Source organism: Vibrio algivorus (genome assembly GCF_030161215.1).
In the GTDB taxonomy this organism is placed as follows: domain Bacteria; phylum Pseudomonadota; class Gammaproteobacteria; order Enterobacterales; family Vibrionaceae; genus Vibrio; species Vibrio algivorus.
Map to the genome: position 1 here is coordinate 422,433 of NZ_BSPV01000004.1, position 24,170 is coordinate 446,602.

31 protein-coding genes are annotated in these 24,170 nt (G+C 39.5%); 17 read left to right on the plus strand and 14 right to left on the minus strand.

The genetic code is table 11. From position 1 onward, the window contains the following. Window positions 1-2: 2 nt before the first annotated feature. The gene (locus QQJ93_RS07675) at window positions 3-572 is read left to right on the plus strand and encodes a YceI family protein (protein ID WP_089123584.1); all 570 of its coding nucleotides are present in this window, start codon (window positions 3-5) and stop codon (window positions 570-572) included. Between the two features lie 156 nt (window positions 573-728). Here QQJ93_RS07675 and nadE read toward each other — a convergent pair whose 3' ends face one another. Next, complete coding sequence (gene nadE / locus QQJ93_RS07680; protein WP_089122927.1) at window positions 729-1,559, minus strand: NAD(+) synthase; 831 nt, start codon at window positions 1,557-1,559, stop codon at window positions 729-731. 518 nt (window positions 1,560-2,077) lie between these two features. Between nadE and QQJ93_RS07685 the strand changes: the two genes are divergently transcribed. After that, window positions 2,078-2,605: a nicotinate-nicotinamide nucleotide adenylyltransferase gene (locus QQJ93_RS07685; RefSeq protein WP_089122928.1), complete on the plus strand. Its 528-nt coding sequence runs from the start codon at window positions 2,078-2,080 to the stop codon at window positions 2,603-2,605. Window positions 2,606-2,612: 7 nt separating this feature from the next. Here the strand turns inward: QQJ93_RS07685 and QQJ93_RS07690 are convergent, their stop codons facing one another. After that, on the minus strand, window positions 2,613-3,224 hold the full coding sequence (locus tag QQJ93_RS07690) for an AraC family transcriptional regulator (RefSeq protein ID WP_144388040.1): 612 nt from the start codon (window positions 3,222-3,224) through the stop codon (window positions 2,613-2,615). A gap of 267 nt (window positions 3,225-3,491) precedes the next feature. Between QQJ93_RS07690 and QQJ93_RS07695 the strand changes: the two genes are divergently transcribed. Continuing rightward, the gene (locus tag QQJ93_RS07695) at window positions 3,492-4,619 is read left to right on the plus strand and encodes a 1-acyl-sn-glycerol-3-phosphate acyltransferase (protein WP_089122930.1); all 1,128 of its coding nucleotides are present in this window, start codon (window positions 3,492-3,494) and stop codon (window positions 4,617-4,619) included. An 80-nt stretch (window positions 4,620-4,699) separates the two neighbouring features. Here the strand turns inward: QQJ93_RS07695 and QQJ93_RS07700 are convergent, their stop codons facing one another. The 7 genes from QQJ93_RS07700 to QQJ93_RS07730 form a co-directional block, all read right to left on the minus strand. Then, the gene (locus tag QQJ93_RS07700; RefSeq protein ID WP_089122931.1) at window positions 4,700-5,014 is read right to left on the minus strand and encodes a DUF406 family protein; all 315 of its coding nucleotides are present in this window, start codon (window positions 5,012-5,014) and stop codon (window positions 4,700-4,702) included. Between the two features lie 107 nt (window positions 5,015-5,121). Further along, window positions 5,122-6,036, minus strand: coding sequence for a heme ABC transporter ATP-binding protein (locus QQJ93_RS07705; protein WP_244943709.1), 915 nt, complete (start codon window positions 6,034-6,036; stop codon window positions 5,122-5,124). Next, a complete protein-coding gene (locus QQJ93_RS07710) occupies window positions 6,036-7,070 on the minus strand; it encodes a FecCD family ABC transporter permease (protein ID WP_089122932.1) in 1,035 nt (344 codons plus the stop codon). The genes QQJ93_RS07705 and QQJ93_RS07710 overlap by 1 nt, the downstream gene beginning before the upstream one ends. A gap of 7 nt (window positions 7,071-7,077) precedes the next feature. Continuing rightward, complete coding sequence (locus QQJ93_RS07715) at window positions 7,078-7,995, minus strand: heme/hemin ABC transporter substrate-binding protein (RefSeq protein WP_089122933.1); 918 nt, start codon at window positions 7,993-7,995, stop codon at window positions 7,078-7,080. Continuing rightward, complete coding sequence (locus QQJ93_RS07720; RefSeq protein ID WP_089122934.1) at window positions 7,985-8,410, minus strand: ExbD/TolR family protein; 426 nt, start codon at window positions 8,408-8,410, stop codon at window positions 7,985-7,987. The genes QQJ93_RS07715 and QQJ93_RS07720 overlap by 11 nt, the downstream gene beginning before the upstream one ends. Beyond that, window positions 8,407-9,105, minus strand: coding sequence for a MotA/TolQ/ExbB proton channel family protein (locus tag QQJ93_RS07725; protein WP_089122935.1), 699 nt, complete (start codon window positions 9,103-9,105; stop codon window positions 8,407-8,409). The genes QQJ93_RS07720 and QQJ93_RS07725 overlap by 4 nt, the downstream gene beginning before the upstream one ends. A 3-nt stretch (window positions 9,106-9,108) precedes the next feature. After that, window positions 9,109-9,888, minus strand: a complete 780-nt coding sequence (locus QQJ93_RS07730) for an energy transducer TonB (RefSeq protein ID WP_284186064.1) — start codon at window positions 9,886-9,888, stop codon at window positions 9,109-9,111. A gap of 144 nt (window positions 9,889-10,032) precedes the next feature. Here QQJ93_RS07730 and hutX point away from each other — a divergent pair, with 144 nt between their 5' ends. Both hutX and hutZ read left to right on the plus strand, forming a co-directional pair. Continuing rightward, on the plus strand, window positions 10,033-10,542 hold the full coding sequence (hutX, locus tag QQJ93_RS07735) for a heme utilization cystosolic carrier protein HutX (protein ID WP_089122936.1): 510 nt from the start codon (window positions 10,033-10,035) through the stop codon (window positions 10,540-10,542). A 9-nt stretch (window positions 10,543-10,551) separates the two neighbouring features. Next, window positions 10,552-11,103, plus strand: a complete 552-nt coding sequence (hutZ, locus tag QQJ93_RS07740) for a heme utilization protein HutZ (protein WP_089122937.1) — start codon at window positions 10,552-10,554, stop codon at window positions 11,101-11,103. Window positions 11,104-11,540: 437 nt separating this feature from the next. Here the strand turns inward: hutZ and QQJ93_RS07745 are convergent, their stop codons facing one another. Then, a complete protein-coding gene (locus QQJ93_RS07745; protein WP_089122939.1) occupies window positions 11,541-12,335 on the minus strand; it encodes a M48 family metallopeptidase in 795 nt (264 codons plus the stop codon). Between the two features lie 191 nt (window positions 12,336-12,526). Here QQJ93_RS07745 and QQJ93_RS07750 point away from each other — a divergent pair, with 191 nt between their 5' ends. From QQJ93_RS07750 to QQJ93_RS07770, 5 genes are all read left to right on the plus strand, one after another. Beyond that, window positions 12,527-12,952, plus strand: a complete 426-nt coding sequence (locus tag QQJ93_RS07750) for a hotdog fold thioesterase (protein WP_089122940.1) — start codon at window positions 12,527-12,529, stop codon at window positions 12,950-12,952. 9 nt (window positions 12,953-12,961) lie between these two features. Then, window positions 12,962-13,195 carry a DUF3389 family protein gene (locus QQJ93_RS07755; RefSeq protein WP_089122941.1) on the plus strand — a complete coding sequence of 78 codons (234 nt, stop codon included), beginning with the start codon at window positions 12,962-12,964 and terminating at the stop codon, window positions 13,193-13,195. A gap of 181 nt (window positions 13,196-13,376) precedes the next feature. After that, window positions 13,377-15,074: an SgrR family transcriptional regulator gene (locus QQJ93_RS07760; protein ID WP_089122942.1), complete on the plus strand. Its 1,698-nt coding sequence runs from the start codon at window positions 13,377-13,379 to the stop codon at window positions 15,072-15,074. Window positions 15,075-15,117: 43 nt separating this feature from the next. Next, a complete protein-coding gene (cutA, locus tag QQJ93_RS07765; protein WP_089122943.1) occupies window positions 15,118-15,447 on the plus strand; it encodes a divalent-cation tolerance protein CutA in 330 nt (109 codons plus the stop codon). Window positions 15,448-15,470: 23 nt separating this feature from the next. Continuing rightward, window positions 15,471-15,944 (plus strand): LabA-like NYN domain-containing protein, encoded by a 474-nt coding sequence (locus tag QQJ93_RS07770; RefSeq protein WP_089122944.1) that lies wholly within the window; start codon window positions 15,471-15,473, stop codon window positions 15,942-15,944. Here QQJ93_RS07770 and QQJ93_RS07775 read toward each other — a convergent pair. After that, the gene (locus QQJ93_RS07775) at window positions 15,933-16,121 is read right to left on the minus strand and encodes a DUF2986 domain-containing protein (RefSeq protein ID WP_089122945.1); all 189 of its coding nucleotides are present in this window, start codon (window positions 16,119-16,121) and stop codon (window positions 15,933-15,935) included. The two genes, QQJ93_RS07770 and QQJ93_RS07775, sit on opposite strands and share 12 nt — an antisense overlap. Window positions 16,122-16,253: 132 nt before the next feature. Here QQJ93_RS07775 and queD point away from each other — a divergent pair, with 132 nt between their 5' ends. Together queD and queE are read left to right on the plus strand one after the other, a co-directional pair. Next, window positions 16,254-16,613 carry a 6-carboxytetrahydropterin synthase QueD gene (gene queD, locus QQJ93_RS07780; protein ID WP_089122946.1) on the plus strand — a complete coding sequence of 120 codons (360 nt, stop codon included), beginning with the start codon at window positions 16,254-16,256 and terminating at the stop codon, window positions 16,611-16,613. 17 nt (window positions 16,614-16,630) lie between these two features. Further along, window positions 16,631-17,299, plus strand: coding sequence for a 7-carboxy-7-deazaguanine synthase QueE (gene queE / locus QQJ93_RS07785; protein WP_089122947.1), 669 nt, complete (start codon window positions 16,631-16,633; stop codon window positions 17,297-17,299). A 124-nt stretch (window positions 17,300-17,423) separates the two neighbouring features. Here the strand turns inward: queE and QQJ93_RS07790 are convergent, their stop codons facing one another. Both QQJ93_RS07790 and trxC read right to left on the minus strand, forming a co-directional pair. Next, window positions 17,424-18,584 (minus strand): MFS transporter, encoded by a 1,161-nt coding sequence (locus QQJ93_RS07790; RefSeq protein ID WP_089122948.1) that lies wholly within the window; start codon window positions 18,582-18,584, stop codon window positions 17,424-17,426. Between the two features lie 208 nt (window positions 18,585-18,792). Then, on the minus strand, window positions 18,793-19,227 hold the full coding sequence (trxC, locus tag QQJ93_RS07795) for a thioredoxin TrxC (protein WP_089122949.1): 435 nt from the start codon (window positions 19,225-19,227) through the stop codon (window positions 18,793-18,795). Between the two features lie 169 nt (window positions 19,228-19,396). On the opposite strand from trxC, the gene QQJ93_RS07800 reads away from it, so the two are divergent. The 4 genes from QQJ93_RS07800 to QQJ93_RS07815 all read left to right on the plus strand — a co-directional run bounded on the left by QQJ93_RS07800 (window position 19,397) and on the right by QQJ93_RS07815 (window position 21,826). Further along, the gene (locus tag QQJ93_RS07800; RefSeq protein ID WP_089122950.1) at window positions 19,397-20,488 is read left to right on the plus strand and encodes a ketoacyl-ACP synthase III; all 1,092 of its coding nucleotides are present in this window, start codon (window positions 19,397-19,399) and stop codon (window positions 20,486-20,488) included. 146 nt (window positions 20,489-20,634) lie between these two features. Next, window positions 20,635-21,057 (plus strand): YeeE/YedE family protein, encoded by a 423-nt coding sequence (locus QQJ93_RS07805; protein ID WP_089122951.1) that lies wholly within the window; start codon window positions 20,635-20,637, stop codon window positions 21,055-21,057. A gap of 10 nt (window positions 21,058-21,067) precedes the next feature. Beyond that, a complete protein-coding gene (locus QQJ93_RS07810; RefSeq protein ID WP_089122952.1) occupies window positions 21,068-21,514 on the plus strand; it encodes a YeeE/YedE family protein in 447 nt (148 codons plus the stop codon). Between the two features lie 63 nt (window positions 21,515-21,577). Continuing rightward, window positions 21,578-21,826, plus strand: coding sequence for a DUF2789 domain-containing protein (locus tag QQJ93_RS07815; RefSeq protein WP_089122953.1), 249 nt, complete (start codon window positions 21,578-21,580; stop codon window positions 21,824-21,826). Between the two features lie 12 nt (window positions 21,827-21,838). On the opposite strand, the gene QQJ93_RS07820 is transcribed toward QQJ93_RS07815, so the two are convergent. Continuing rightward, window positions 21,839-22,594 (minus strand): 5-oxoprolinase subunit PxpA, encoded by a 756-nt coding sequence (locus tag QQJ93_RS07820; protein ID WP_089122954.1) that lies wholly within the window; start codon window positions 22,592-22,594, stop codon window positions 21,839-21,841. A 128-nt stretch (window positions 22,595-22,722) separates the two neighbouring features. Here QQJ93_RS07820 and galE point away from each other — a divergent pair, with 128 nt between their 5' ends. After that, on the plus strand, window positions 22,723-23,739 hold the full coding sequence (gene galE, locus QQJ93_RS07825) for a UDP-glucose 4-epimerase GalE (protein WP_089122955.1): 1,017 nt from the start codon (window positions 22,723-22,725) through the stop codon (window positions 23,737-23,739). Window positions 23,740-24,170 lie beyond the last annotated feature (431 nt).

Genomic DNA, 24,170 nt, shown 5'->3' on the forward strand with positions numbered 1-24,170 from the left:
AAATGAAAAAATGGCTAACAACCGCCGGTCTATGTGCCACTATGGTACTACCTATGGGTGCAATTGCAGCGGATTACCAAATTGATACTAAAGGCGCACACGCTTCAGTAAACTTCCGTGTAAGCCACTTAGGTTACAGCTTCACACAAGGTCGTTTTAATAATTTTGAAGGCACTTTTTCTTATGACCCGGCTAATGTTGAAGCTTCAAAAGTAAATGTCGTGGTTGATACTGGAAGTATTGATTCAAACCATGCTGATCGTGACAAGCACATTCGTAGCGATGACTTTTTAAATGCGAGTAAATTCCCTGAAGCGACATTTACGAGTACTAAAGTAACCGATAAAGGGGACGGTAAATTAGCGGTTGATGGTAATTTACAATTACATGGTAAAACCGTTCCGGTAACGATTGATGCTGAATTTATTGGTGCAGGTAAAGACCCATGGGGTGGTGAACGCGCAGGTTTTAAAGGTACTACTCGTCTGGAAGTAAAAGACTTTGGTATTAAAGAAATGGCAGGGGCAACTTACGTAGATTTAGATCTTTATGTTGAAGGTGTTAAGCAGTAACGGTTAAAACATATACCTACCCATATAACAAAGGCTCGCTAATTAAATTAGTGAGCCTTTTTTCTTTTATTTGGCACCGTAGCTTTTACTTTCCAACGTAACTGTATGTTTAGTCGTAAAAAACCTTGTTATAAAATCTTTATTGTAATAAAAAGCTTAGTCGTAAATTGTCGGGATTGGCTGGCGTTTATGTTGCGTCGCTTTATAAATCCCAACTAAACGATCGACGACTTCTTGAGCTACCGGCTTACCTTCTAAGAAATCATCAATTTGATCATAGGTTAAGTTTAGAGCATCTTCATCCGCTTTTTGTGGAGCAAGCTCTTCAAGATCGGCTGTTGGTACTTTTTTAACTAATATATCTGGTGCACCGAGTTTGGCTGCAACTTGACGTACTTGGCGTTTGCTTAAACCAAACAATGGAGCTAAATCACATGCACCATCACCAAACTTAGTATAAAAACCAGTAATATTTTCTGCAGAGTGGTCTGTCCCTAACACAAGACCACCAACATAACCTGCCACTTCATATTGAGCCACCATACGTGCTCGAGCTTTAACATTTCCCTTAACAAAATCGACTTTCGCCGGATCGCTTGGTAACAGGCTTGTACCATTGAGAGCCTCATGGCTTGCAGCATGAAGTCCATCGACGCCAGCTTTTATATTAACGGAAATGGAATGAGTTGGCTGAATAAATGACAGTGCTACCTGTGCTTCATCTTCGTCTTTCTGCTCGCCATAAGGTAGGCGTACAGCAATAAATTGGTAATCGGTTGTATTATTTTCGGTATTCAGTTCATCTACCGCTAACTGAGCAAGACGACCACATGTAGTCGAATCTACACCACCACTGATACCGAGAATTAATGACTTACAGCCAGATTGTTGCAATTTATTCTTAATAAAAGAAACTCGGCGAGTAACTTCAAATTGAGCATCGATAACGGGTAGGACTTGCATTTCTTGACGAATGAGTTGCTCCATGAGAATTCCTTATTGTGCAGCAAAAAAGTTATAGGTCATACCCAAGTGACCTCAAGGTGCTGAAACTCGTATCTTGAAGTTACTTGGGTATAAACTGTGATTGTAATCATATAACTATACCCAAGTGACCTCAAGGAGTGAGTCTAGCCACTCGTATTTTAATCGTTTTATCTCGTTTCACTGTATGGCTAACGATGGTAATCTTACCTAGGCATATACCCAAGTGACTTCAAGGTGCAGAATTCAGAGCTATCATCCAAACCTTTAGGCAAGAAAGATTGGCGAAGGAATGTAAGCACCTTTCAAACCAATCTGACGCGGCATAAAGGTTTGGATGAAGCTCCCGAAGGGCAAGTTAAAACAAGCTTTATGCTGCGTTAAATTGAACTGAGATAGAATGACTATTATCATTTTCAATTTGCCTTGCCTAAAGCTTGTTTTATTCTTGCTGAAACTCGCATCTTGAAGTCACTTGGGTATACATCTAATTCTATATTGACTAGAGGGACTTCTTTTTCGTGAATATTGCAATTTTTGGTAGTGCGTTTAATCCACCTAGTCGGGGGCATCAAAGTGTACTAGAAAGGCTTAAGCACTATGATTTGGTTTTATTGGTGCCAAGTATTGCTCACGCATGGGGGAAAGATATGCTCGGGTATTCCACTCGCTGTGAGATGGTCGAAGCTTTTATTCAAGATGTTAAGTTGGACAATTTACAAATCAGCAATATTGAAGCGGAGATTTTGCAATCAAATGGAGAGGAACAGGGGCAGTCGGTGACGACGTATGCAGTAATGACAGCGTTGCAAGAACACTACCCACAAAGTCAGCTTACTTTTGTTCTCGGCCCAGATAACTTTCTAAACTTTGGTAAATTTTATAAAGCGGATGAAATCACGAGCAAATGGTCAATATTGGCTTGCCCTGAAACATTACCGGTTCGTAGTACTCAGATCAGACAGCGCCTTGCCAATCACCAATCGATTAGAGATCTGACTACGCCATCTGTTGAGGAATATGTTCAAGAGCATAAGCTTTATAGCTAAAGAGCCTCTATGTACTTAACGACTTATTGGCAATAGCCAAACACAATTGCTCAGCCTGCTGGGCATTTGCCGAAAACACTTCATCAATAATACGTTCTGTTTTAATGCCTGATGCACGCAGTTTAAAGGCTTGTCTTACTTTTAATGCCATTTGCAGTGAGGCTTGATCAATGCTTGGTATTTTAGCTGCATTATCTAGCGTTAACACGGAGTCATCTAGCTGAGGACTCAGTTTCTCAAGCTCAAAACCTACGATTTCCAGCCATTTTTTCTGCTCATTATTGCTCGGATCAAAAGAGGATTGACTCAAGGTCTCTAGTAAAACATTTAATAGTGCTGAGCGTTGAACCAAACCCGCTTGGTGGGGATAGTTTTTGGTTGAACGTACCGATACTTCCACTTCAATCAATGAACAGTTTGGAAAGTAGGTTAGGGCGTTTAGACAGTCAAAAGGCAACCAGAAGGTATCACCAGCATTCATTACATATTCCGTTTTTCCTAATCGCACAGAAGCAAAACCACTTAAAACAGAAATTAACTTATGTTTTATGGTTTTTTTACGGGCCGTAGTGTGTAAGAAAGGATATTGATGTATATGGTGAGCAATTAAATAGTTCATGAGCCATTTTTTAGCAATTAAAATTCAGCGCTAAGATACCGTTTTCTAATCACCATTCCAATCATTTAATCCCTTTGGCATCATCACAATTCTTGTTTTAGCACAATGAAATTGAGGGTTTTGTTAAACTTGAACATTCGTCTATTCACTAATTTCGCGAATTCATGTAATTTACGCATCCCAATTGGCTTTACCTTGAGATTGTCCCTGTCTATTTGGCGCATATCATCGTAAAATTACCTGTTTATTCACAACTGCAGTAAATTAATGAGCATTGATAACGATCCATACAAAGAAATTCGTCCTTATAATGATGATGAAATCCCAGCGGCTCTTGAGCGCCTAATTAATGATGATAGCTTCATTAATGCGATCATCAAATATCGTTTTTCTCATAAGCCGGCTTGGTTTAAAAAGTTGGTTTCTCCTGCGATAAAAGTCTATCTAAAGATCAAATGGTCAAAACTTAAAACCGTTGATGATATCCAACGTGAAGTTGAGCTTTACATGGGGTCAACCTTAAATAAGACGACGAATGGTGTGACTTACTCTGGCTTAGAAAAGCTCGACCCTGATCAAGCGTATCTGTTTGTTTCTAACCACCGCGATATTGCAATGGATCCCGCATTAGTTAACTGGGGCTTGTATAATAATGGTCATAAAACCGTTCGTATCGCGATTGGTGATAACTTATTAAAAATGCCTTGTGCGACAGAGATGATGAAGCTGAATAAAAGCTTTATCGTAAAGCGCTCAATTAAAGCCCCTCGTGAAATGATGAAATCGTTAGGTTTGTTGTCGTCTTATATTAAACATTCATTAGAAACTCAGAACTCTATTTGGATTGCTCAACGAGAAGGTCGAGCTAAAGATGGAAATGACATGACCGAACCGGCTATTTTGAAGATGTTTCATGTAGAGGGGCGTCGTCAAAAAATTGCATTTCCTGACTATATTAAATCACTCAAAATTGTGCCAGTTTCTATCTCGTATGAAAATGATCCTTGTGACCTCGACAAAGCCAGAGAGCTTTATGAAATAGAAGTGAATGGTAAGTACGAGAAAACAGAGTTTGAAGATATTGCCAGTATTGTTAAAGGCATTATTGGTGAAAAAGGGCGAGTACATGTTAGCTTTGGTGATGTGATCACCGATGACTTTGAAACACCTGATGAACTTGCTAAAGAATTAGATCGTCAAATTCATGCTCTATATCGCTTGTATCCAGTAAACTTATTGGCCGCGGGTAAGCAAAGCGATGCCATTACGGAAGAAGTTGAAGCGAATTTTGCTAAAAAATTAAAAGCGTTACCGGCGGGTGCTCAAGAGAAATTAGTCGTAATGTATGCCAATCCTGTGACTAAGAAAAACGAAGTCGAGCAAGCAACAGAATAATCGACCCTTAAAGTTTTAAGTTATAAAAAAAGCAACTGATTGATTCAGTTGCTTTTTTATTACCTAAATAGCAGGTCAAATTAACGATTCAAAGAACGACTTTGAAGTTCAAAAATTAACTTTTCAGCGCTACATTCAAACTTAATGCGAGCGGTTAATTGCATGGCATCGTCTGCCACATCTTCAATGTCACTTTGATAGTTTGAGTTCACACGCTCAGCAAGTTGAAGATAAGGTTGAAGTTGAGCCATCAATGTCTCTTTACCTTGAGCTAAAATGGTTACTTCAGCAACATCATCACCTTCTTTGATGATGAATCCCATTTCCGCACTACAGCCACAAGCTTCGCATACTTCATTCTCTGCGCTGACTTCTAACTCTGCTTCTGTTGTCATATGTTTATCCTCGTACAAAAACTGTGGGTACTTTACGCCTGATTTTAGATTAAAACCAGAAAAAAGCATTGAGTTAAAACAAACCTACAGCAGATTACTTGTCGTCATTAAGCCGGCATAATGACAGGAAATCCATGTTGAGGATGTTCTGACAGGAGCACTTTTTGTCCATAAACTTGTTCTATATTCGATGCGGTTAAAGTATTCCAAGCATTGCCATCACTCATAATATCACCTTGATCAAGTAGTAAAATTCTATCTGCATATTGGGCTGCTAGGTTTAAATCATGTAATACCACGACAACAGCAGTACCTGTTTTAGCCATATCTTTTACTAACTGCAATGTATTATGTTGATGTGATAAATCGAGCGCAGAAGTCGGCTCATCTAACATAAAGATTCGATTAGATTGAGCATAATGAAGTTGAGTTAATACCCGAGCAAGGTGTACACGCTGCTTTTCACCACCAGACAATTGAGGGTAAAGCTGCTTGGCCATTGGTAGTATGCCCACTTGCTTCATTTTTTCTCTAGCAATAAGATTCAATTCAGCTTTAGAAGCATTTAATGGTAAACCACCTAATTCAACGACTTCTTCAACTAAGAAAGGGAATGATAGGGTACTGCTCTGAGGCAACATTCCTAAATGACGTGCGAGTTGTTGCTTATCCCAACTTACCGCGGGCTTACCAAAATATTGCAAACTGGCATTTAAATTATTTTGTTGTGTTAGCGGTACTTCTCCACATAGTAACTTCAATAAACTGCTTTTTCCTGTGCCGTTAGGGCCAAGTAAGGCCGTCACTTCACCTAGATGAACTTCTAAGCTGACATCATTTAAAATCTTCTTTTTTCCATATTGCAAGGTGAGGTGTTGTGCTTTGATTGCAATTTTATGCTGAATGTTTTTTTGACTATTTAGTTTTCTATCTTCCTCGATTAAAAGAGGGGCTAGGTTGTCAGTGTTAGCCTTTACATGAGTCGCTTTCAAGCTTTTAGAAAACATATTATGAATCTGCATTAGATAAAACGTCCCTTTTGCTTGAATAGAAGATAGAGAAAGAAAGGGGCGCCAACGAGAGCTGTGACAATACCGACTGGAAGCTCGGCTGGCATAACCGCCACTCGTGCAAACATATCCGCAACGGTTAACAATAACGCACCTAATAATATAGAAACGGGGAGTAATGTACGATGATCCGGCCCAACAAGCATTCGACCTAGATGCGGAATGACTAAACCCACAAAACCTATCATGCCACTTAAACTGACGGTAACACCCACACCTACTGCTGTTAATAAGATCAAACGACGCTTTAGGGATTGAATAGGCACCCCAAGATGTTTTGCTTCCGATTCACCTAGCAATAAAGCATTTAAAGCAGGTGCTTGTTTAATAAATAGAAATGATAATAGTGCTAAAGTTATACTGGCTAAGGTAATGCTAGGCCAGGTTGCTCCAGCTAATGACCCCATAGACCACAAAGAGAGATCTCTTAACATTTGGTCATCAGCAATGAAGTTCAAATAACCAATAGCAGCCCCTGATAAGGCGCTAATGGCAACACCAGCTAATAACATAATGGTAACGGAAGTACCTAAATTACTCGTGCCAAGTTTATAAACAATGATTGTCGTTAAAGCGCCGCCAAGAAAGGCAAAAATAGGTACCGCAGCAAAATTCATGAAATTAGGATAGTAACTGGTCATCCCAGAAAATAACACAATGGCAAGCGCTGCACCCAAGGCGGCACCAGCGGACACACCGATTATACCAGGCTCAGCGAGTGGGTTACGAAAGAGGCCTTGCATCACTGCGCCACATAACCCTAAAATCCCCCCCACAAGTAAACATAATAATGTTCTTGGCAAGCGAACTTGATGAATAATCAAAGCGACATGTTGAGGGAGTTCTGCGTTTGATGGCATAAAACTCATTATGCTGTGGGTTAAGCTAATCTGCATAGGCCCAACGGCTATCGACACAAAACTTGTGATAATCGCAAGGCTAGCAAGCAGTAATAAAATAATAGGTAAGGAAGCTTGTCTTAACATATTTAGCTTACTCGCTAGGGTAAATTAAAGGCTGAATACGTGCGGCTTCAGATAGCGTTTTTAGTCCAACACCGCCAACCAATGCTTTACCATCAATCGAAATGATATTATGAGTTTCTCCAGCTGGGGTTGCCGCTAACATAGGCATTTTTTTTAAAATAGCATCCGCTCCCCCTAACTCATTTAAGCTACGACCACTCACTAAAATTACATCAGGTTGCATCTCAATCATCGACTCTAATGAAATCGGCTTGTATGAATCGAGTGATACTGCGGCAGGGTTGATTGCACCAATTATTTCAATTAAAGCATTTGGCGTCGTATGATTTCCGGCCACATTCGCAGGTCGCCCTTCATGGATAAGCAAGAACATCACTTTCTTTTTATCTTGTGGTTGATGAGATTTTAACGCAGCAACTTGTTTATCTACATTTTGCTTGATACTTATGGCTTGTTGTTGCTTACCGGTAATGTGAGCAATTTGCTCAATACGTCTATCTAGCCCTTCAATTGTTGCTTCGTTATTGACAATCTCTACTGCAATACCGGCTTGTTTTAACGTATTAAGAGTCGAGTCAGGGCCCATTTCATCCGAACCAATTAACAAGCTAGGTTGTAGTGCCATCAAACCTTCGGTAGATAGTTGGCGATGGTAGCCCACTACAGGTAATGCTCTTCCTTTAGGTTGTTCACTGGTGACATCAATTGCCACTAATTGATCTTGCGCGCCTAATGCTTCAATAATTTCAGTTACAGCTGACCCTGCGCTAATAATACGTTCAGTTTTGCTATCAGTATTAGAAGCTAGAGCATTAGATGAAAAGCTAGTTAAAAGTGACAATAAAGCCGTTAATACAGGATTCTTAAAGCTTTGAAGCTCAATCGTGTCGAAAAAAGACAAGATATTGTTGTCGTTATTTAGCATTAGTTTGTTCCTCCATAAGTATTTGAGTAGCAGAGATGTTTTGTTGTTGAAGGAAGCCAAATAACTTCACGATATGTTGTATTTCAGCGTGCTTATCAGCGGCAATAATCACTTCTTTTTTAGGATCTTGAGCGACGCTAACGGTTAAACTCTTTTGAAATTCAGTCCAACTCGATGAGGCTTTTCCATTAATCGCCCAGTAGGGTGGCTGGTTCAATATATTAATCGTGATAGATTGTTTCTCGACAACTTTTGTTTCACCTGATTCCGTTGAGGGGAGTTGCACTTCCAATGAACTCAACTTAACGGAAGCGGTTAGCATTAGGAAAACCATCACAATAAAAATAATATCGAGAAGTGGTGTTAAATCAGGGGTTATCGGTGATGAATAAGCTGTGGAGTTTGAACGAATCATTTTGCAGCCTGCGTTTCTGTTGCTGCTAAACGATTAGATTCTGTTGATGATGTTTTTGCATAGGGCATCATATCAACACCTTCAATCCATAAATTGACTCGGTTCATCGCATGTTCAAGTTTACTTATAAGCTGTTCTGACCATAAAGTGAAAAGCTGTGCGCTAACAATCGCAGGTAGGGCAATAATCAAGCCAGCAGCAGTAGTGCGCATCGCGATACCTAAACCATCAGCAAGATCGTTTGGTGTAATATTGCCAGAACTCGCCGCTACACCTTTAAACATATCAATTAGCCCCAATACGGTTCCTAACAGACCGATTAATGGGCTGATCACACCTATAAGAGTGAGGATCTTTAAACCACTTTGTAACTGATGGCGCTTTTCTTGTAGCCAAATGCTAGCAACATCTTCACGTAATGGTTTAGCTAAAGATGATTGACGAAGAATTAATGAAACACCCTGATAAATCAAAGCTCTATGTTGAGAAAAAATATTTGCTAGATGCTGTATTTTTTCCACTTCTGATGGCTTTATAGAAGCTAACGGGCTTGATATTTGAGCTCGCCCAATCGAGTGATTAAATACAACATGAATTAGACGCTCCACAATAATAATTAAGGTGAGCAAAGAACAAATCATAAGTGGCCAAGCCATTAAGCCAAGCAACTGTTCTACTTGAGAGATAAATATCATTGATTAATCCAACTTGAAACGAATAGGAACCTGTACTCGATGCGCGATCGAAGTACCGTTGATTTTACGTGGTGAAAACTTCCATTTTTTTATTGCCTCTAGTGCTGCTTGATCAAGCATCGACGCACCAGAGGAAGACAATAAGTTTTGTTTTATTTGCTGACCATTTTCATCGAGCCAGATTTCATACATAGCAGTGCCTTCAATACCTCGACGCTGAGCTAATCTAGGGTAACGGGGCTTTGTTGGAGGCGATAAAAAGCTTGGTTGCTCAATGAGAATTGGTTTTTCACTCACACCTTGCTTTGCTGGGCTTACAGGGGAAGATTGAGCCGTCAGTTCTTTTTCAGTGTCTGGAGCGACTTTAGCCTTTGGTTGCGACTTAGTTATTGATGGCTCTTTTACTACTGAGTGTTTTGGCACAGGCTTTTTCTCTACCAATTTTTTTGCAATAGCTTGCTTTTCGGTAGGCTTCTTAGTAACAGGTTTTTTATTTGTCACAGATTTGGCAACCTTGGGTTCTACAGGTTGTGCTGCTTTAGGCGTAGGGGGTGTAGGTTCTGTTTTTTCAGAAGGTGGCTGTAGATTCGCCGACTCTTTTGGTTTGCTCTCGGACTTGTTTGTGACAGAAGGTGAGGCAGCTTTAACAAACTGAAGGGAAATAGTGTTGGCTTGAGTACCTACAGGCATAGCAAAAGCTTTTTGCTCATCAAATTGAGTTACTAACGCAGCATGAGCACCAAAAGAAATAATTGCAGCACAAGTATAACGACGAACGTTCACATCAAATCCTTTAGAACATAAACTTAACTTTCAACGATTATTGATCACAATCTAAATAATATCAATTATCAATTGCATTCTCATTAATGTGAAATTATGATTCTGCTCACATGCTTAATATGAATATAAAAAGAGTGATTACCAATGGACAGGGATGAACTAAAACAAAGAGTTAGAGAACTTCTAGAGAAAGATGACAGTACTTTACCTGCTACGTTAGCTCAACATTTAGGGGTTAGCGAGGGCGAGGTGGTTTGTGCATTTCCAAATGACATGGCGGTTATCGTGCCAGGCGAACATGCTCAAACATTGCTTGAAACCATTGTCGGTTGGGGACCTGTGACCACTATCATGCATTCCTTTGGTTCTATTTTTGAAGTGAAAGCACCATTCCCAAAAGGTAAGAATGCCCATGGTTACTATAATTTAATGGGTAGACCTGGTGAGTTACACGGTCACTTAAGGCTAGACCTTATCGAGAAAGTTGCTCTTGTTTCAAAACCTTTTAGAGGAAAGGAGAGCTACTATTTCGGTTTTTTTGATTCATTAGGAAATAGCATTTTTAAAATTTATTTAGGTAGAGATCAGAAACGCGTTTTATTCGCAGATCAGGTAGAGAAATTTAAACAAATTCAAATTGAATTGAGCCAATAAGGGAAGATTATGGAAAGCCAAACCATTCAGGCGAAAGAAGTAAAGCAAGAAAGATTACAGAATAGACTAGGTCCAGAAATTCAAGAGTTTCGCTCCGAAAGAAAAACTATCCAATTAGCAACGGTTGATGAAACAGGTAAACCCAACGTGAGCTATGCGCCATTTGTGGTCAATAGTGATGGTTATTTTGTACTTATTTCTGAAATTGCTCGTCATGCTAGAAACCTTACAGCAAACCCTCAAGTTTCTTTAATGTTAATTGAGGACGAAGATAGCTCTAAGCAATTATTTGCTCGTAAAAGACTAACTTTTGATGCTGTAGCAAGTATTGTTGAACGAGATTCAACGCAATGGCAACAAGTAACAACTGAATTAGAACAAAGATTTGGCGAGATAGTGAAAGGGTTAAGCCAATTAGAAGACTTTAAACTATTTTGTTTAAAACCCGTACAAGGCCTGTTTGTTAAAGGATTTGGACAAGCCTTCCAGGTTTCAGGTGACGATCTTGTTGATGTGGTGCATTTAGAGCAAGGTCATAAAAAGATCAGTAACGAATCATAATTTCTCATTACCAACTTTGATGCCTAGTACCAATCAATATAAGTAAATGGTCTAAGTTAGCGTAGGGAAAAAGTAAACGACAAGAAAAAGGGGTAAGTCCAGCGACTTACCCCTTTGGTGTTTGCAAGCAAAGGTAACACCCGTTTCCCATCTATAACCACCGTACTTGAAGCTGCAGCTTTGTTGACGGCATTCATTCACCCCAATCACATAGACGAGCTATGCTCATGGGGCCTCATTCATTTGTCGCCTCACTGCAACTCCAATTACTTTGGGTATAGTGGGATTTATACCAGCACTAATACTGACATTATTGATTTTTCATTATAGCAACAAACCATTCATTCACGCTCGCAATAATTGCGTTATTAGACTTCATTCTAAATCTGCGTAAGAAACCATGAAATAATGTTTTTTGTCATTAATTTTTCATATATCTATGTTTGGCAATTAGGGGCTGAGGTGTTGTATTTAGGCAATTCTTTAATCTCATTACCGAGATCTTGTATTCGAGTATTATGCGAAGGGTGAGTTGATAACAATTCTGGAGGTTGATTCCCACCGGATGCCTTTGCCATATTCTTCCATAATTGAATGCTTTGCTGTGGATCGAATCCAGCTTTAGCCATCAGATCGATACCCATAATATCGGCTTCCGTTTCTTGGGTTCGTCCATAAGGTAAGTTAATACCATATTCCACGCCCAAGCCTAGGGCACTCATCGTCATTTCTTTATATTCCGTACCCGCTAAGGCAAAGTCGGTAACTTGCAAACCTGTGTTAGTTATTTGGTTACGTGACATACGCTCGTTACCATGATTCGCGAGAACATGAGCCACTTCGTGTCCTAAAACCGTTGCCAGTTGATCTTGGTTTGTTGCCACTTTAAGTAAGCCAGTGTAAACACCAATTTTACCACCTGGTAGAGCGAAAGCATTGACTTGATCAGAATCAAACACGACGACTTCCCACTGTTCAAAACTGGCTTGCTTCGGCACTTGTTTGGTAATCGCATTAGCTACACAGGTTACATAAGCATTGATCTTGGCATCTTTACTGACTTTCTCATTTTGCTTCATCTGCTCAAAGGATTGAGCGCCTAATTGAGACATTTCATTGTCTGAAAATAGAATTACTTGGCTTCTGCCTGTTGGGGAAGAAGTACAAGCAGACAAACTCATGATGAAGCCACTTAAAGTGAGGACCTTTAATCGTGGTGAAATTTTCTTCATATTCATTCCTTGAGCTAACAATATTAAATTCACTTTAAAACACATTAATGATCGCTGCAATTACTCAAATATACGATAAAACTGAAATCAAAATTAGAGTGATATGTTCATATTGAGAAGTGAGATCTTGCACTTAGTTATTGATAATAATATTGTTACGAGCACAGCTTTATGGACCAATAGGAATCACCATGATTTGGAAAAAAGACGTCACTTTAGAGCGTTTAAATGCAACTTCCCGTAACACCTTAATGGAGCACCTCAATATTGAGTACGTTGAGATCACGGATAATAGTATTTCAGCGACCATGCCAGTATCGAGTATCACTCATCAGCCTATGGGGTTGTTGCACGGTGGTGCATCTGTTGTATTAGCTGAAACTTTAGGTTCTTTGGCAGCAAATATGTGTGTGGACGATAACTCTTACTGTGTTGGATTGGATATTAACGCCAATCACATTCGAGCAAAACGTAACGGAGTCGTGACGGGAAAAACGTGGCCAATTCATATTGGAGTATCAACTCAAGTATGGCAAATTGAAATTGTTGATGAAGAACAGCGTCTACTATGTACTAGCCGAATTACCATGGCCGTTAAAACTCGAAAAGGCGGTTAAAAACCGAAAATGATCATTGAATTCTCACAAGGAAAAATTATTGCAAACCAACATGAAATTGTTGTGCGTTTGACTCAGATAGTGAGTGTCACTATGCAATCTCAAACCGAAGCATTGAAGCTAATTGGTCATGGTGTCAATGTGATTACCGCACATGACATGCAATGCCAATGGTCGATTAAGTTAGACTCTGAACAACAATTACAACAACTGGCTGATTTTCTTTGTTTGCCAATACAATAGCGATTAGGGCTAGCTTATCTCGAACAAAATTTACTCACAAAAGATAAACATGCCCTAATAAAAGAGGAATTTTCTGTTTTATTGTCAATGCCTAAAAATGGTGTTACCACAAGATTTATCTCTTTAAAGCTGATAAAGTAGGAAATAATTTCTTATTGCCAAACAATAGAGTTTCCCCTTTATGAGCAGCCCACGATTAAGAACACAATTTGAGCGTTTATTTGAGCATTTCCAAGGCGAAGATTGCGCTATTCAGTTAGAAGAATTAACCGATATATTGTGTTGTACGCGCCGAAATACTCGTATTGTTCTTAATAAGTTAGTAGAAGAAGGCTGGATCGAATGGATACCTGCGGCAGGGCGCGGAAAATTATCTCGCTTAATTTTTAAACGTAATAAAATAGATGTTAGTGAAAATCTTGCCAAACGTTATTTAGAAGAAGGCAAAATTGAACATGCGCTTTCTGTTTTAGATAATGACCCAGCACGGCTGACTCAAGTCTTTCAAGGCTACTTAGGCTTTAGCCATTTAGAAGGGCAGCAGGTCATCCGTTTACCTTATTACCGACAACTTGCGACACTCAATCCATTAAAGCCGACTCGGCGCTCTGAACAACATATCATTCGACAAATTTTTAGTGGCTTAACTCAGTTAGATGAAAAAGAACAAGTGAAACCGGATCTGGCTCATCACTGGGAAATGTTATCACCGACGCATTGGCGTTTTTATCTACGTTCAGGGGTTCGCTTTCATAATGGCGACCGTTTAAGTATTACCGATGTAATTGAGAGCATTAACCGATTAAAAACATTAACTTTATTTGAACATATTGAATCGGTTTCTTCACCTTCCAATAATACACTAGATGTTCACTTAACAGATGCCGATTATTATTTACCTTTATTATTAACGGAAACACCTGCAAAAATATTGCAGTCACACATTAGTGAACCAGAGAAATTTGATTTAATTCCCAACGGAACTGGGCCATATAAAGTCACCAGAAATGATTCATCTCGTTTGGTGTTAGAAGCCTTTGAACATTACTTTGGTTATCGACCGCTAATCGAACGAGTAGAAGTATGGGTGTTCGATGAAGCTCACTCATCGATGGTTTATCCTAGCTTAACTCACCCAAATAAGCCCACAGAAGGGCAATTTACCGATGTAGAGCTCGATCCTGGTTGCACATACCTACTACTTAACCGCCGTTCAGGTATTGCAAAAAATGATGATTGGGCACATTACTTAGCGCAAAGATTAAACCCGTTTAGTTTATTGCGGGGAATTCCTGATCAAAAAGTCATCGAATTAGGGTTACTACACGCTCACGGTTTAAAGCCAGGTTGGCATCATAGTGGAATTTTACAGTCAAACTTAACGCCACCATTGATTGAAGATAATGAAAAAACACAAGTAACTGTTGCCTATCACAGTATGCACCCGTTATTTCCTTATGTGATTCAATCCATGAAAAGTTTATTAAAAGAAGACGGTATTACTTTAAAAATGGTCAAATATGATCTGACCGTCGAAACCCCTGATGAAGTTGATATTTGGCTCAAACCTATGGGACTGGCTAACCATCGTAAAGATGCCTTAATTGGTTGGCTCCTTGGTTATAGTGATATTGATATTATGAGTAATCAGGAAAACTTTTCTAACTGGAAGAAAATGGTCTCGGATTGGCGCTCTCAACCCAATCAAACTTTTCCGGCAAAAGAACTGGCAAAGCAATTAGTTCAAACGCAGCAACTCATACCGATGTTTCACTGTTGGTTAGGCGTTAGCCAAGATCAATGTGGCTCCTTACAAAATGCAACCTGTAACGCTTTGGGCTGGTTTGATTTTAGTCAGGTATGGGTAAAACCAGAGTAACGCTCTACACTAGATAGATACCTACGAAAGGGAGAATGGCACTATGGACACACACCCTGAGGGTTATGCAATTGTTCTATCAACAACAAACGAAGAAGAAAGCCAACAAGCAATTATTAATGCCTTATTAACGGCCAAATTAGCCGCTTGTATTCAAGTCATGCCAATAACGAGTTACTACCATTGGCACGGAGAAATAAATCATGATCAAGAATCACTATTGATCATTAAGATACTGCATCGACACTACCAAGAAGTTGAGCAAGTTATTCTCGCTAATCATAGTTATCAAGTTCCACAAATTGTTATGCTGCCCATCGAAACGGGTTTTCACGAGTACCTACAATGGATCCAATCTAGTAGTCACTCATAACGCGGTATTTTATTTGGAAATTTATGCAAACTGTATCCATATTAGTTGATGTACAAAACATCTATTACACTACTCGCGACAAATATCATCGTCATTTTGATTACAACGCATTCTGGGCAAAAGTGATGAAAGATCGCACTTTAGTCAATGCCAATGCTTATGCGATAGCTCGAAGTGATGATAAACAAAAGCAATTTCATAATATTTTAAGAGGCATTGGGTTTGACGTAAAACTCAAACCATTTATTCAACGACAAGATGGCTCCGCAAAAGGGGATTGGGATGTTGGAATTGCACTTGATGCTATGGAACTAGCTGAAGTTTCAGATGTGATTGTGATTGCATCGGGAGATGGTGACTTCGATCTATTAGCTAAGCGTATTCAAAGTCGTTACGGAAAAACGGTTGAAGTTTATGGGGTGCCCGGCTTAACGGCGAATTCTCTTATTGAAGCCGCCGATCGATACCAACCCATTGAAGATGAGTTATTGCTCTGATTCTACTTGATCTGTTTTTTGCACACCTTCAGAAGAGGCTTGTATTTGAGCTTCTTCTTCCATACGAGCTCGCTCTGCTTTAGAAATATATTTCGGCTTATTGGTTTTATGCAGTTTGGCATTTTGTTGCTTTAAGCGTTTTTTTAAAATCGAATTGATTTTTTTCTTACGGTTCATAACCTGTCTCTGCGATAAAGTGGGTGCGCATCATATCAAACGCTTATTTTAAAGCTAGCTTATATTTTCTCTTTTCATTCATGATCGAGTTCTATATATTCGAACCCCATTTTAATCAGACTCGGAATTACTATGACTTGCGAGATATATAAAGACTTCATTTTTGAAGCAGCGCACCATTTACCTAACGTACCAGAAGGGCACAAATGTGGGCGTTTGCACGGTCATTCTTTCTTTGTTCGCTTATACATTCAAGGTGAAGTCGACCCTACCACTGGCTGGATTATCGATTTTGGTGATGTGAAGAAAATATTCGCACCAATTTATGATCAACTTGATCACTACTATCTCAATGATATCCCTGGGTTAGAAAACCCAACTAGCGAAGTATTGGCTAAGTGGATCTGGGAAAAAGTAAAACCACTTCTGCCACAACTAAGCCAAGTTGAAATTAAAGAAACCTGTACTGCAGGCTGTATATACCGCGGTTAAGATAAAAGGTAAGTCTTGTGTACAAGATAAACGAAATCTTTGAAACTATCCAAGGAGAAGGTTACTTTACTGGTGTACCTTCTGTTTTTATTCGTCTGCAAGTTTGTCCGGTAGGATGTTCATGGTGTGATACAAAACAAACTTGGACGGCAGAAGAAAGTGATAAAACCACACTTGGCGATATCATCATCAAACAAGGTGATAGCCCAAGCTGGAGCCCAGCCAGCGTTGATGACATTGTCTCGCTATATCAACAGCAAGGCTACACAGCAAAGCATGTTGTGATCACGGGTGGTGAACCTTGTATCTATGATTTGCACCCATTAACGTCTGCTTTTGAAGCGATAGGTTGTCAGTGTCAAATTGAGACCAGTGGAACATCGGAAATAACATGTTCTGATAACACATGGGTGACAGTGTCACCAAAAATTGCAATGAAAGGTAAACTGGAAGTACTCGATTCAGCATTACAACGTGCCAATGAAATTAAACATCCAGTAGGGACACAAAAAGATATCGATCAACTTGATGCACTACTCACACGTGCACAATGTGAATCTAAATCTAATATAGCCTTGCAGCCAATCAGTCAGAAACCTAGAGCCACTGAACTTTGTATGGAAACCTGCATTAAGCGTAATTGGCGTTTATCCATCCAAACGCATAAGTATTTGAATATCGCTTAATTACCATCTTCGGATAACTAAGCAGGTTGCAGACTTATTATCTCTTAATAAGAAAAAGCGCCTCATTTCACATAAATAAAGTGGAATGAGGCGCTTTTTTATTGATTCTGGCTAATCGATTTAATTATTCACCCGCGACCATACGTGATTTACGCTTGATACTCATAGCAAACATATAAAGTGATGTTGCTAACAAGATCACGAATAAGAAACCCGTTAAACCTTCAGGATTATTCATCCAATGCTGCGCAGCAATAGGGCCAGCAACCGAGCCAATACTATAAGCAAGCAACATAATTTGCGTGGCAGAAACAATGTAGTTTTCTTCTAATCCATCACAACCTAGGCTTATTGCCAAAGGGTAGATAGAGAAGGTTGCCATACCAAGTAACACTAAGCTAATTGCAAGTACAACTAGGCTAGAACTTAATGTCGTTAAGCCAATTGCAAACACACCGAGTAGACAAAATAATCCCATCAATAATTTCTTACCCATGAATTGGCTACCCCAAGACACAATAGGTTGCACCAACATTGCGCCCATCACTAACAATGCCATCAAGCTACCTATTTTGGTAGTTGAGACATGGCGGTCGTGTAACTCTAAAGGCATAAGGCCATAAATAGAGCCAATTAACAGGCCAGATACCATACAACCGATTAAAGCCGCTTTATTCATTTTAAATACTTGCTTTAAGCTAAGTACTGAATGGGTTTCAGTTTGCGGTTGTTGGCAGCGACCAAAGCAAAGTAGTAGGGTAGCAGCAACAAGCAAAGACAAAATCACGACAAATGGCCACTCGCTTTCAATTGCAAAAACACTAATACCAAGCTGACCTAGCGTCGCACCACCATAAAGTGAAGCCATATATAAACCTAGTCGCTTAGCTCGGCTTTTTTCATCACCAATTAATAGCCAAGATTCAACCACTACAAATATGCCAGCTACTGCAATGCCTGCAATGAAACGGGCAAATAGCCATGACTCAAATGCCGGAACAATCGGCATTGCCACAATAGTGAGCGAAAAAAGCACTAGGAAAAATACAAAAGCATTCTTATGTCCAATTTTTGCCACAATAGGCTCAATGAACATCGCACCCAATAATAATCCAGCATAAAATGCACTGGCTAACCAGCTTGCAGCGTCCGTGCTTAAACCATATTGACCTAACATCAATGGGATCAAACTCATTAAATAACCTGATGCAACAGCATATAAAGATAGTGCTGCAACTGGGATCAAAAATGATGTTTTTGATGAAGTCAAAGCTACGTCGTTCACCGCATACTCCGAAAAATTAATGTTTTGAATGTAAATAAGAGGGTAATTTCGCGGCGAATATGAGGCTTACATCACAGGATGTAAAATGAGATTTTTTTGACTTAACGATAAAAGAAATTGATTGAAGGGCTATTACCGTATTTTCAGTAGGAAACTGCCTAATAATAAGCATATTAGGCAATCTTTATTGTGGTTTTTAGGCTTTTAACTATTTGATAACAGCTTGGTTTAACCATTGTATAAACTGGCTTTTTGGCAATGCACCATTAATAGAGTCGATCATTTTTCCAGACTTGAATACCATAATGGTTGGAATGCTACGTATTTGATACTTAGCGGCAATAGTTTGTTGTGATTCGGTATCTACTTTTAAAAACCTGACTTGACCAGTCATTTCTGCTGCAGCATCTTCAAAGATAGGAGCAAAGCCAACGCATGGGTTGCACCAAGGTGCCCAAAAATCAATAACAATGGGTAGTTCACTGGTTAATAATGCACTTAAATTTTCAGTTGTAGTATTGATTGGCTTACCATCAAACAAAGATGACTGACAACGTCCACAACTCGCTTTATCCGACACTCTGGATTCTGGAACTTTGTTCTTACTTTGACAGTATGGGCAAGCGGTTATAAATGATGTCATGAAGTACCTCTTTAAGAATATTCTCTTCTACTTATAAAAATGTGACTAGCTGTTTACAAAACAGTTAGTAAGGAAACGCTTAACGTATAAGTTTTCAAGCAACTATCGTATAATGTTTACAAGTTTGAAATAAACAAAAATAAAACAATAAAATTAATAAGGTATTTTTATGGCTAACGTTTACGCAGAAATTACAGGGTGGGGAAAATGTCTACCACCTGCTGTTTTAACTAATGACGATTTAAGTACATTTTTGGAAACCTCTGATGAATGGATCCGCTCTCGTACAGGTATCGAAAGTCGCCGCATTAGCCATGTAGAGACATCCGATCTTGCAACAGTAGCCGCTAAAAATGCCATGCAAGCGGCTGGAATAACAGCCAATGAAGTTGATTGCATCATTGTTGCGACCTGCTCTCCAGACACCTTGATTCCGAATACTGCGTCAAAAGTGCAAAGTAACCTTGGTATTCAAGCCGCTGCCGCATTTGATCTAAACGCGGCTTGTACTGGGTTCCTTTACGGTTTAGAAACGGCAACCAGATTAATTCAAGCAGGTAATTACCGTAATGCGATTGTTATTGGTGCAGAACATTTATCGTTTTATTTAAACTGGACCCAACGAGATACCGCTGTACTGTTTGGCGATGGTGCAGGAGCAGTCGTATTATCTCGACGTGAGCAGGATACCCCAGTCGGGCTTCAACAGGCTTCACTAGGCTGTGATGCGGAAGGGCGCGATATTCTTGCTATACCTAAATTTGGTACTGCTATGGACCGTTTTGATCAAGATAGTGGTCACTGGAGTTTTGATTTTGTCGGGAAAGATATTTTTAAACGTGCGGTAAAAGGAATGAGCGCAGCGACGCAAAACGTACTTGAACGTTCCGGCCTAACCAAAGAAGAAATAGATTGTGTTGTTCCTCATCAGGCCAATATTCGCATAATCCAAACCTTGTGTGATTTTGCTGGTATCTCTCAAGATAAAGCCTTCGTGAATATTCAAAAATACGGTAACACTTCCGCAGCGACGATTCCTATCGCTCTATGCGAGGCCGTTGAACAAGGGTTTGTTAAGCCGAATATGAATATCCTTGTTGCCGCATTTGGTGCAGGTTTAACATGGGGAGCTGGCATGATTAAGTGGGGCGATAGAGTCACACCAATCGAAGCACAAACAGCGGAATTAGAGCCTTGTGAAAAAACAGCATTGCAACTTCTACAAGATGCAATCGAACACTGTAAAGCTCACCAAGATTAATTTAGCAATACAAATACATCTCTTGTTAAAACGTCCATCGGAGAAATCCATGGACGTTTTTTATGTAACCATCAACATATTTAGTTGTTGCTAAATTAATGGTTACTAATATAATTGAGTGAGATATTAACCCTCAAGAGGCAATTATGACTATTCCTTGGAGTGCTTTATTCGGTGGGATGTTACTCGGAATTTCTGCAACTATCCTTATGTTATTTAAAGGCAAAGTGGCAGGCATTAGCGGAATTCTTAATGGTGTAATAACGGCATCAACTGTAGATAAAGGTTGGCGAATTCAATTTATCATTGGTTTGATTACTGGTGGTTTATTGACGAACAAGCTTATTCAACCTGATCTCGCAGGTATCCCCACGCATTACTCTAGTTCTATCGTGACTATGCTACTAGCCGGTTTATTAGTTGGTCTTGGAACCAAACTAGGTAATGGTTGTACTAGCGGTCATGGCATTTGTGGAATGGGGCGCTTTTCTATCCGTTCTACGATAGCCACTCTGACTTTTATGCTAGTGGCGGTAATCACGGTCTACATTCGATTACATATTTTATAAGCGAGCGACTATGAAACGTTATTCTTCTATTCCCTTAATTGCTGGTTTGCTTTTTGGTGCTGGCATGGTGATTTCAGATATGGTCAACCCAATAAAAGTTATCGCCTTCCTTGATGTAGCTGGCGCATGGAAAGTCGATCTGGCTTTTGTTATGGGAGGGGCATTATTGGTCTTTGCTCCTATGTACCATCTTGTTATTAAACCAAGACAAAGGCCGCTTGATCAAACTGAGTTTTGTATAACCAAGAGTAATGCTGTGGATCGTAAACTGATCTTTGGAGCAAGTTTATTTGGATTAGGTTGGGGCATTGCAGGGATCTGCCCAGGCCCAGCTTTGGCATCATTATCAACGCTTAACTTCGGTCTGATTAGTTTTATTGCTGCCATGGTTGTAGGAATGGAGTTAGCCAATAAGCTTCAAAGTAAATTTGAACTAGCCTCAACAACGAATACATAAGATTGTTTTTGACATATGTTCTATGCTTTTAACAATCGGATTATAAAAAAGAGAGGTGGTAATATGGAAATGCATCGTCACTCGCTAGAAACGCTATTTGAGCAACTTGGTTTGGCAAGTTCAAATGAAGATATTGAAGCCTTTATTGCTCAACATGCCGCTCAATTGGACCACTCACAACCTTTACATCGAGCGCCGTTTTGGACTCCTTCGCAGTCAAATTTTATTAAAGAGGCTAAGAAAGAAGATGCTGATTGGGTAGAGGTAGTTGATCAACTTGATACACTTTTTCGGGCTCAATCTACTCATTAATTTCAACCGCTCTTAAACAATAGGTTGAGTAAGTGCGGTATAAATTCGCTTAACCACAGCGATCGATTCCTCATTATCACCGTGAACACAAAGGGTGTCCGCTTGTAATTCGAGAGTATGCCCTTTAATAGTGGTGACCGTACCGAAATTTGCCAATTGCATCGCTTGGTAGAAAATATCCTCCGCATTTTGGTGTACGGCATTGGGCTTATTTCGAGGTACTAACGAACCATCATCTTTATAAGCTCGGTCAGCAAAAGCTTCAAAAAGCAACGGTACATTATACTCATCGGCAATATCTAAGTAGGCAGTATTATCCTTCTTGGCTAATACCATTAATGGTAGTCCTGTAGGCATTACTGCCTGCACAATCGCTTCAAAAACCTCAAGATCCTCCATCATATCGTTATATAAAGCACCATGAGGCTTCACATAATCAACTTGCGTATCATAAAACGAGGCAAGGCTTTGAATAGCACCAATTTGGTAACTAATGAGATGGGAAATTTGTTCTGCTGTGTGCGCAATAGAGCGTCGACCAAAACCTAATAAATCTTGATAAGAAGGGTGGGCTCCGATACTGACATCATGTTTAACGGCTAATTGAATCGTTTTTGCCATAGTGTCAGGGTCAGAAGCATGAAAGCCACAAGCAATGTTGGCCATATGAACATAAGGAATGATGGTTTCATCTTCCCCCATCGTCCAATGACCAAAGCTTTCTCCCATATCACAATTGAGTTTTAATTTTGCCGATTCAAGTGTCATTTTTGTGCACCAATCATAGTCTATTATGTATATTTGAGATTTTAATATTGACACCCCAAGGGTATATCTACAAGTCGCAATGTTGTAAGGTTAGATCCAAGTAATAATTTGTTGATATAGAGGCTTTTATGTTTGTTTTAGTTACCGGTGGAATGGGTTATATAGGCAGTCACACTTGTATTCAAATGATTGAAGCAGGGATGACACCAATCATTTTTGATAACTTATATAATAGCAAGTCAACCGTACTCGATCGCATTGAAAAAGTATCAGGCGTTCGCCCAATTTTTGTTGAAGGTGACATCCGCGACAAGCAAGCACTAAGCCACGTTTTGAATCAATATAATATTGAATCGGTCATTCATTTTGCTGGTTTAAAAGCTGTCGGTGAATCCGTTGAAAAACCATTAGAGTATTACGACACCAATGTCCATGGTACTTTAGTTCTTGTTGATGCGATGCGTGAAGCCGGCATTAAATCGTTAATTTTCAGCTCTTCGGCCACGGTATATGGTGATCCTGATTCGGTACCAATTTTAGAAAGCTTCCCAACCAGCGCGACTAACCCTTATGGCCGCAGTAAATTAATTGTAGAAGAATGCTTAACAGACTTCCAAAAAGCGAACCCAGATTGGAGTGTTACTTTATTACGTTATTTCAATCCAGTCGGCTCTCACCCATCAGGTGAGCTAGGGGAAGATCCTCAAGGTATTCCAAACAACTTGATGCCTTTTGTTTCTCAAGTCGCGGTAGGTCGTCGCGAATTCTTATCTGTATTTGGTGGCGATTACCCAACTCCTGATGGTACTGGTGTTCGTGATTATATCCATGTGATGGATTTGTCAGATGGCCACCTAGCAGCGCTTAAACATGTAGGTCGCAAACAAGGTCTTCATATTTATAATCTAGGTACAGGTAAGGGCAATAGCGTGTTAGAAATGGTTAGCGCGTTCGAAAAATCATCTGGCAAGAAAGTCCCTTATAAAATTGTTGACCGCCGTCCTGGTGATATTGCTGAGTGTTGGGCAGATCCTGCTAAAGCAAAAGCCGATTTACATTGGAAGGCCACACGCTCATTAGAGCAAATGACGGCAGATACTTGGCGTTGGCAATCTAATAACCCACAAGGCTATCCTGAATCATAAGTAATAAATAATGAAAGAGAGCAATGTTAAGTTGCTCTTTTTTTTAACACAAAACATTGCTTTGATCGCAAAAACAAACTATTCACTACATTTTCATAACAAACATGGTTATAATTCCCTCGATTTTTACTTTAGGGCTACTATTAAGTCTACTTAAATCAGGGGAAAAACATGTCATTATCACTAGGTCTGATCATTGCTTTTATTGTTGCAAGCGCAGTAATGGTAAAGCATGAAATGTCTAATCAATCATAATTATTTACATAATCTTTAATAAAACTTTTTAATGTAAATTGATTTGATTAACTCAATAAAAGTCAGCGATTGCTGGCTTTTTTTCATTTAAAGCCTAATTAACATCAGATTTGGATAACGAGAGCTATTCAACACCGACCTGTTAACACCTAACGACGTTAAATCACCGTAATAGA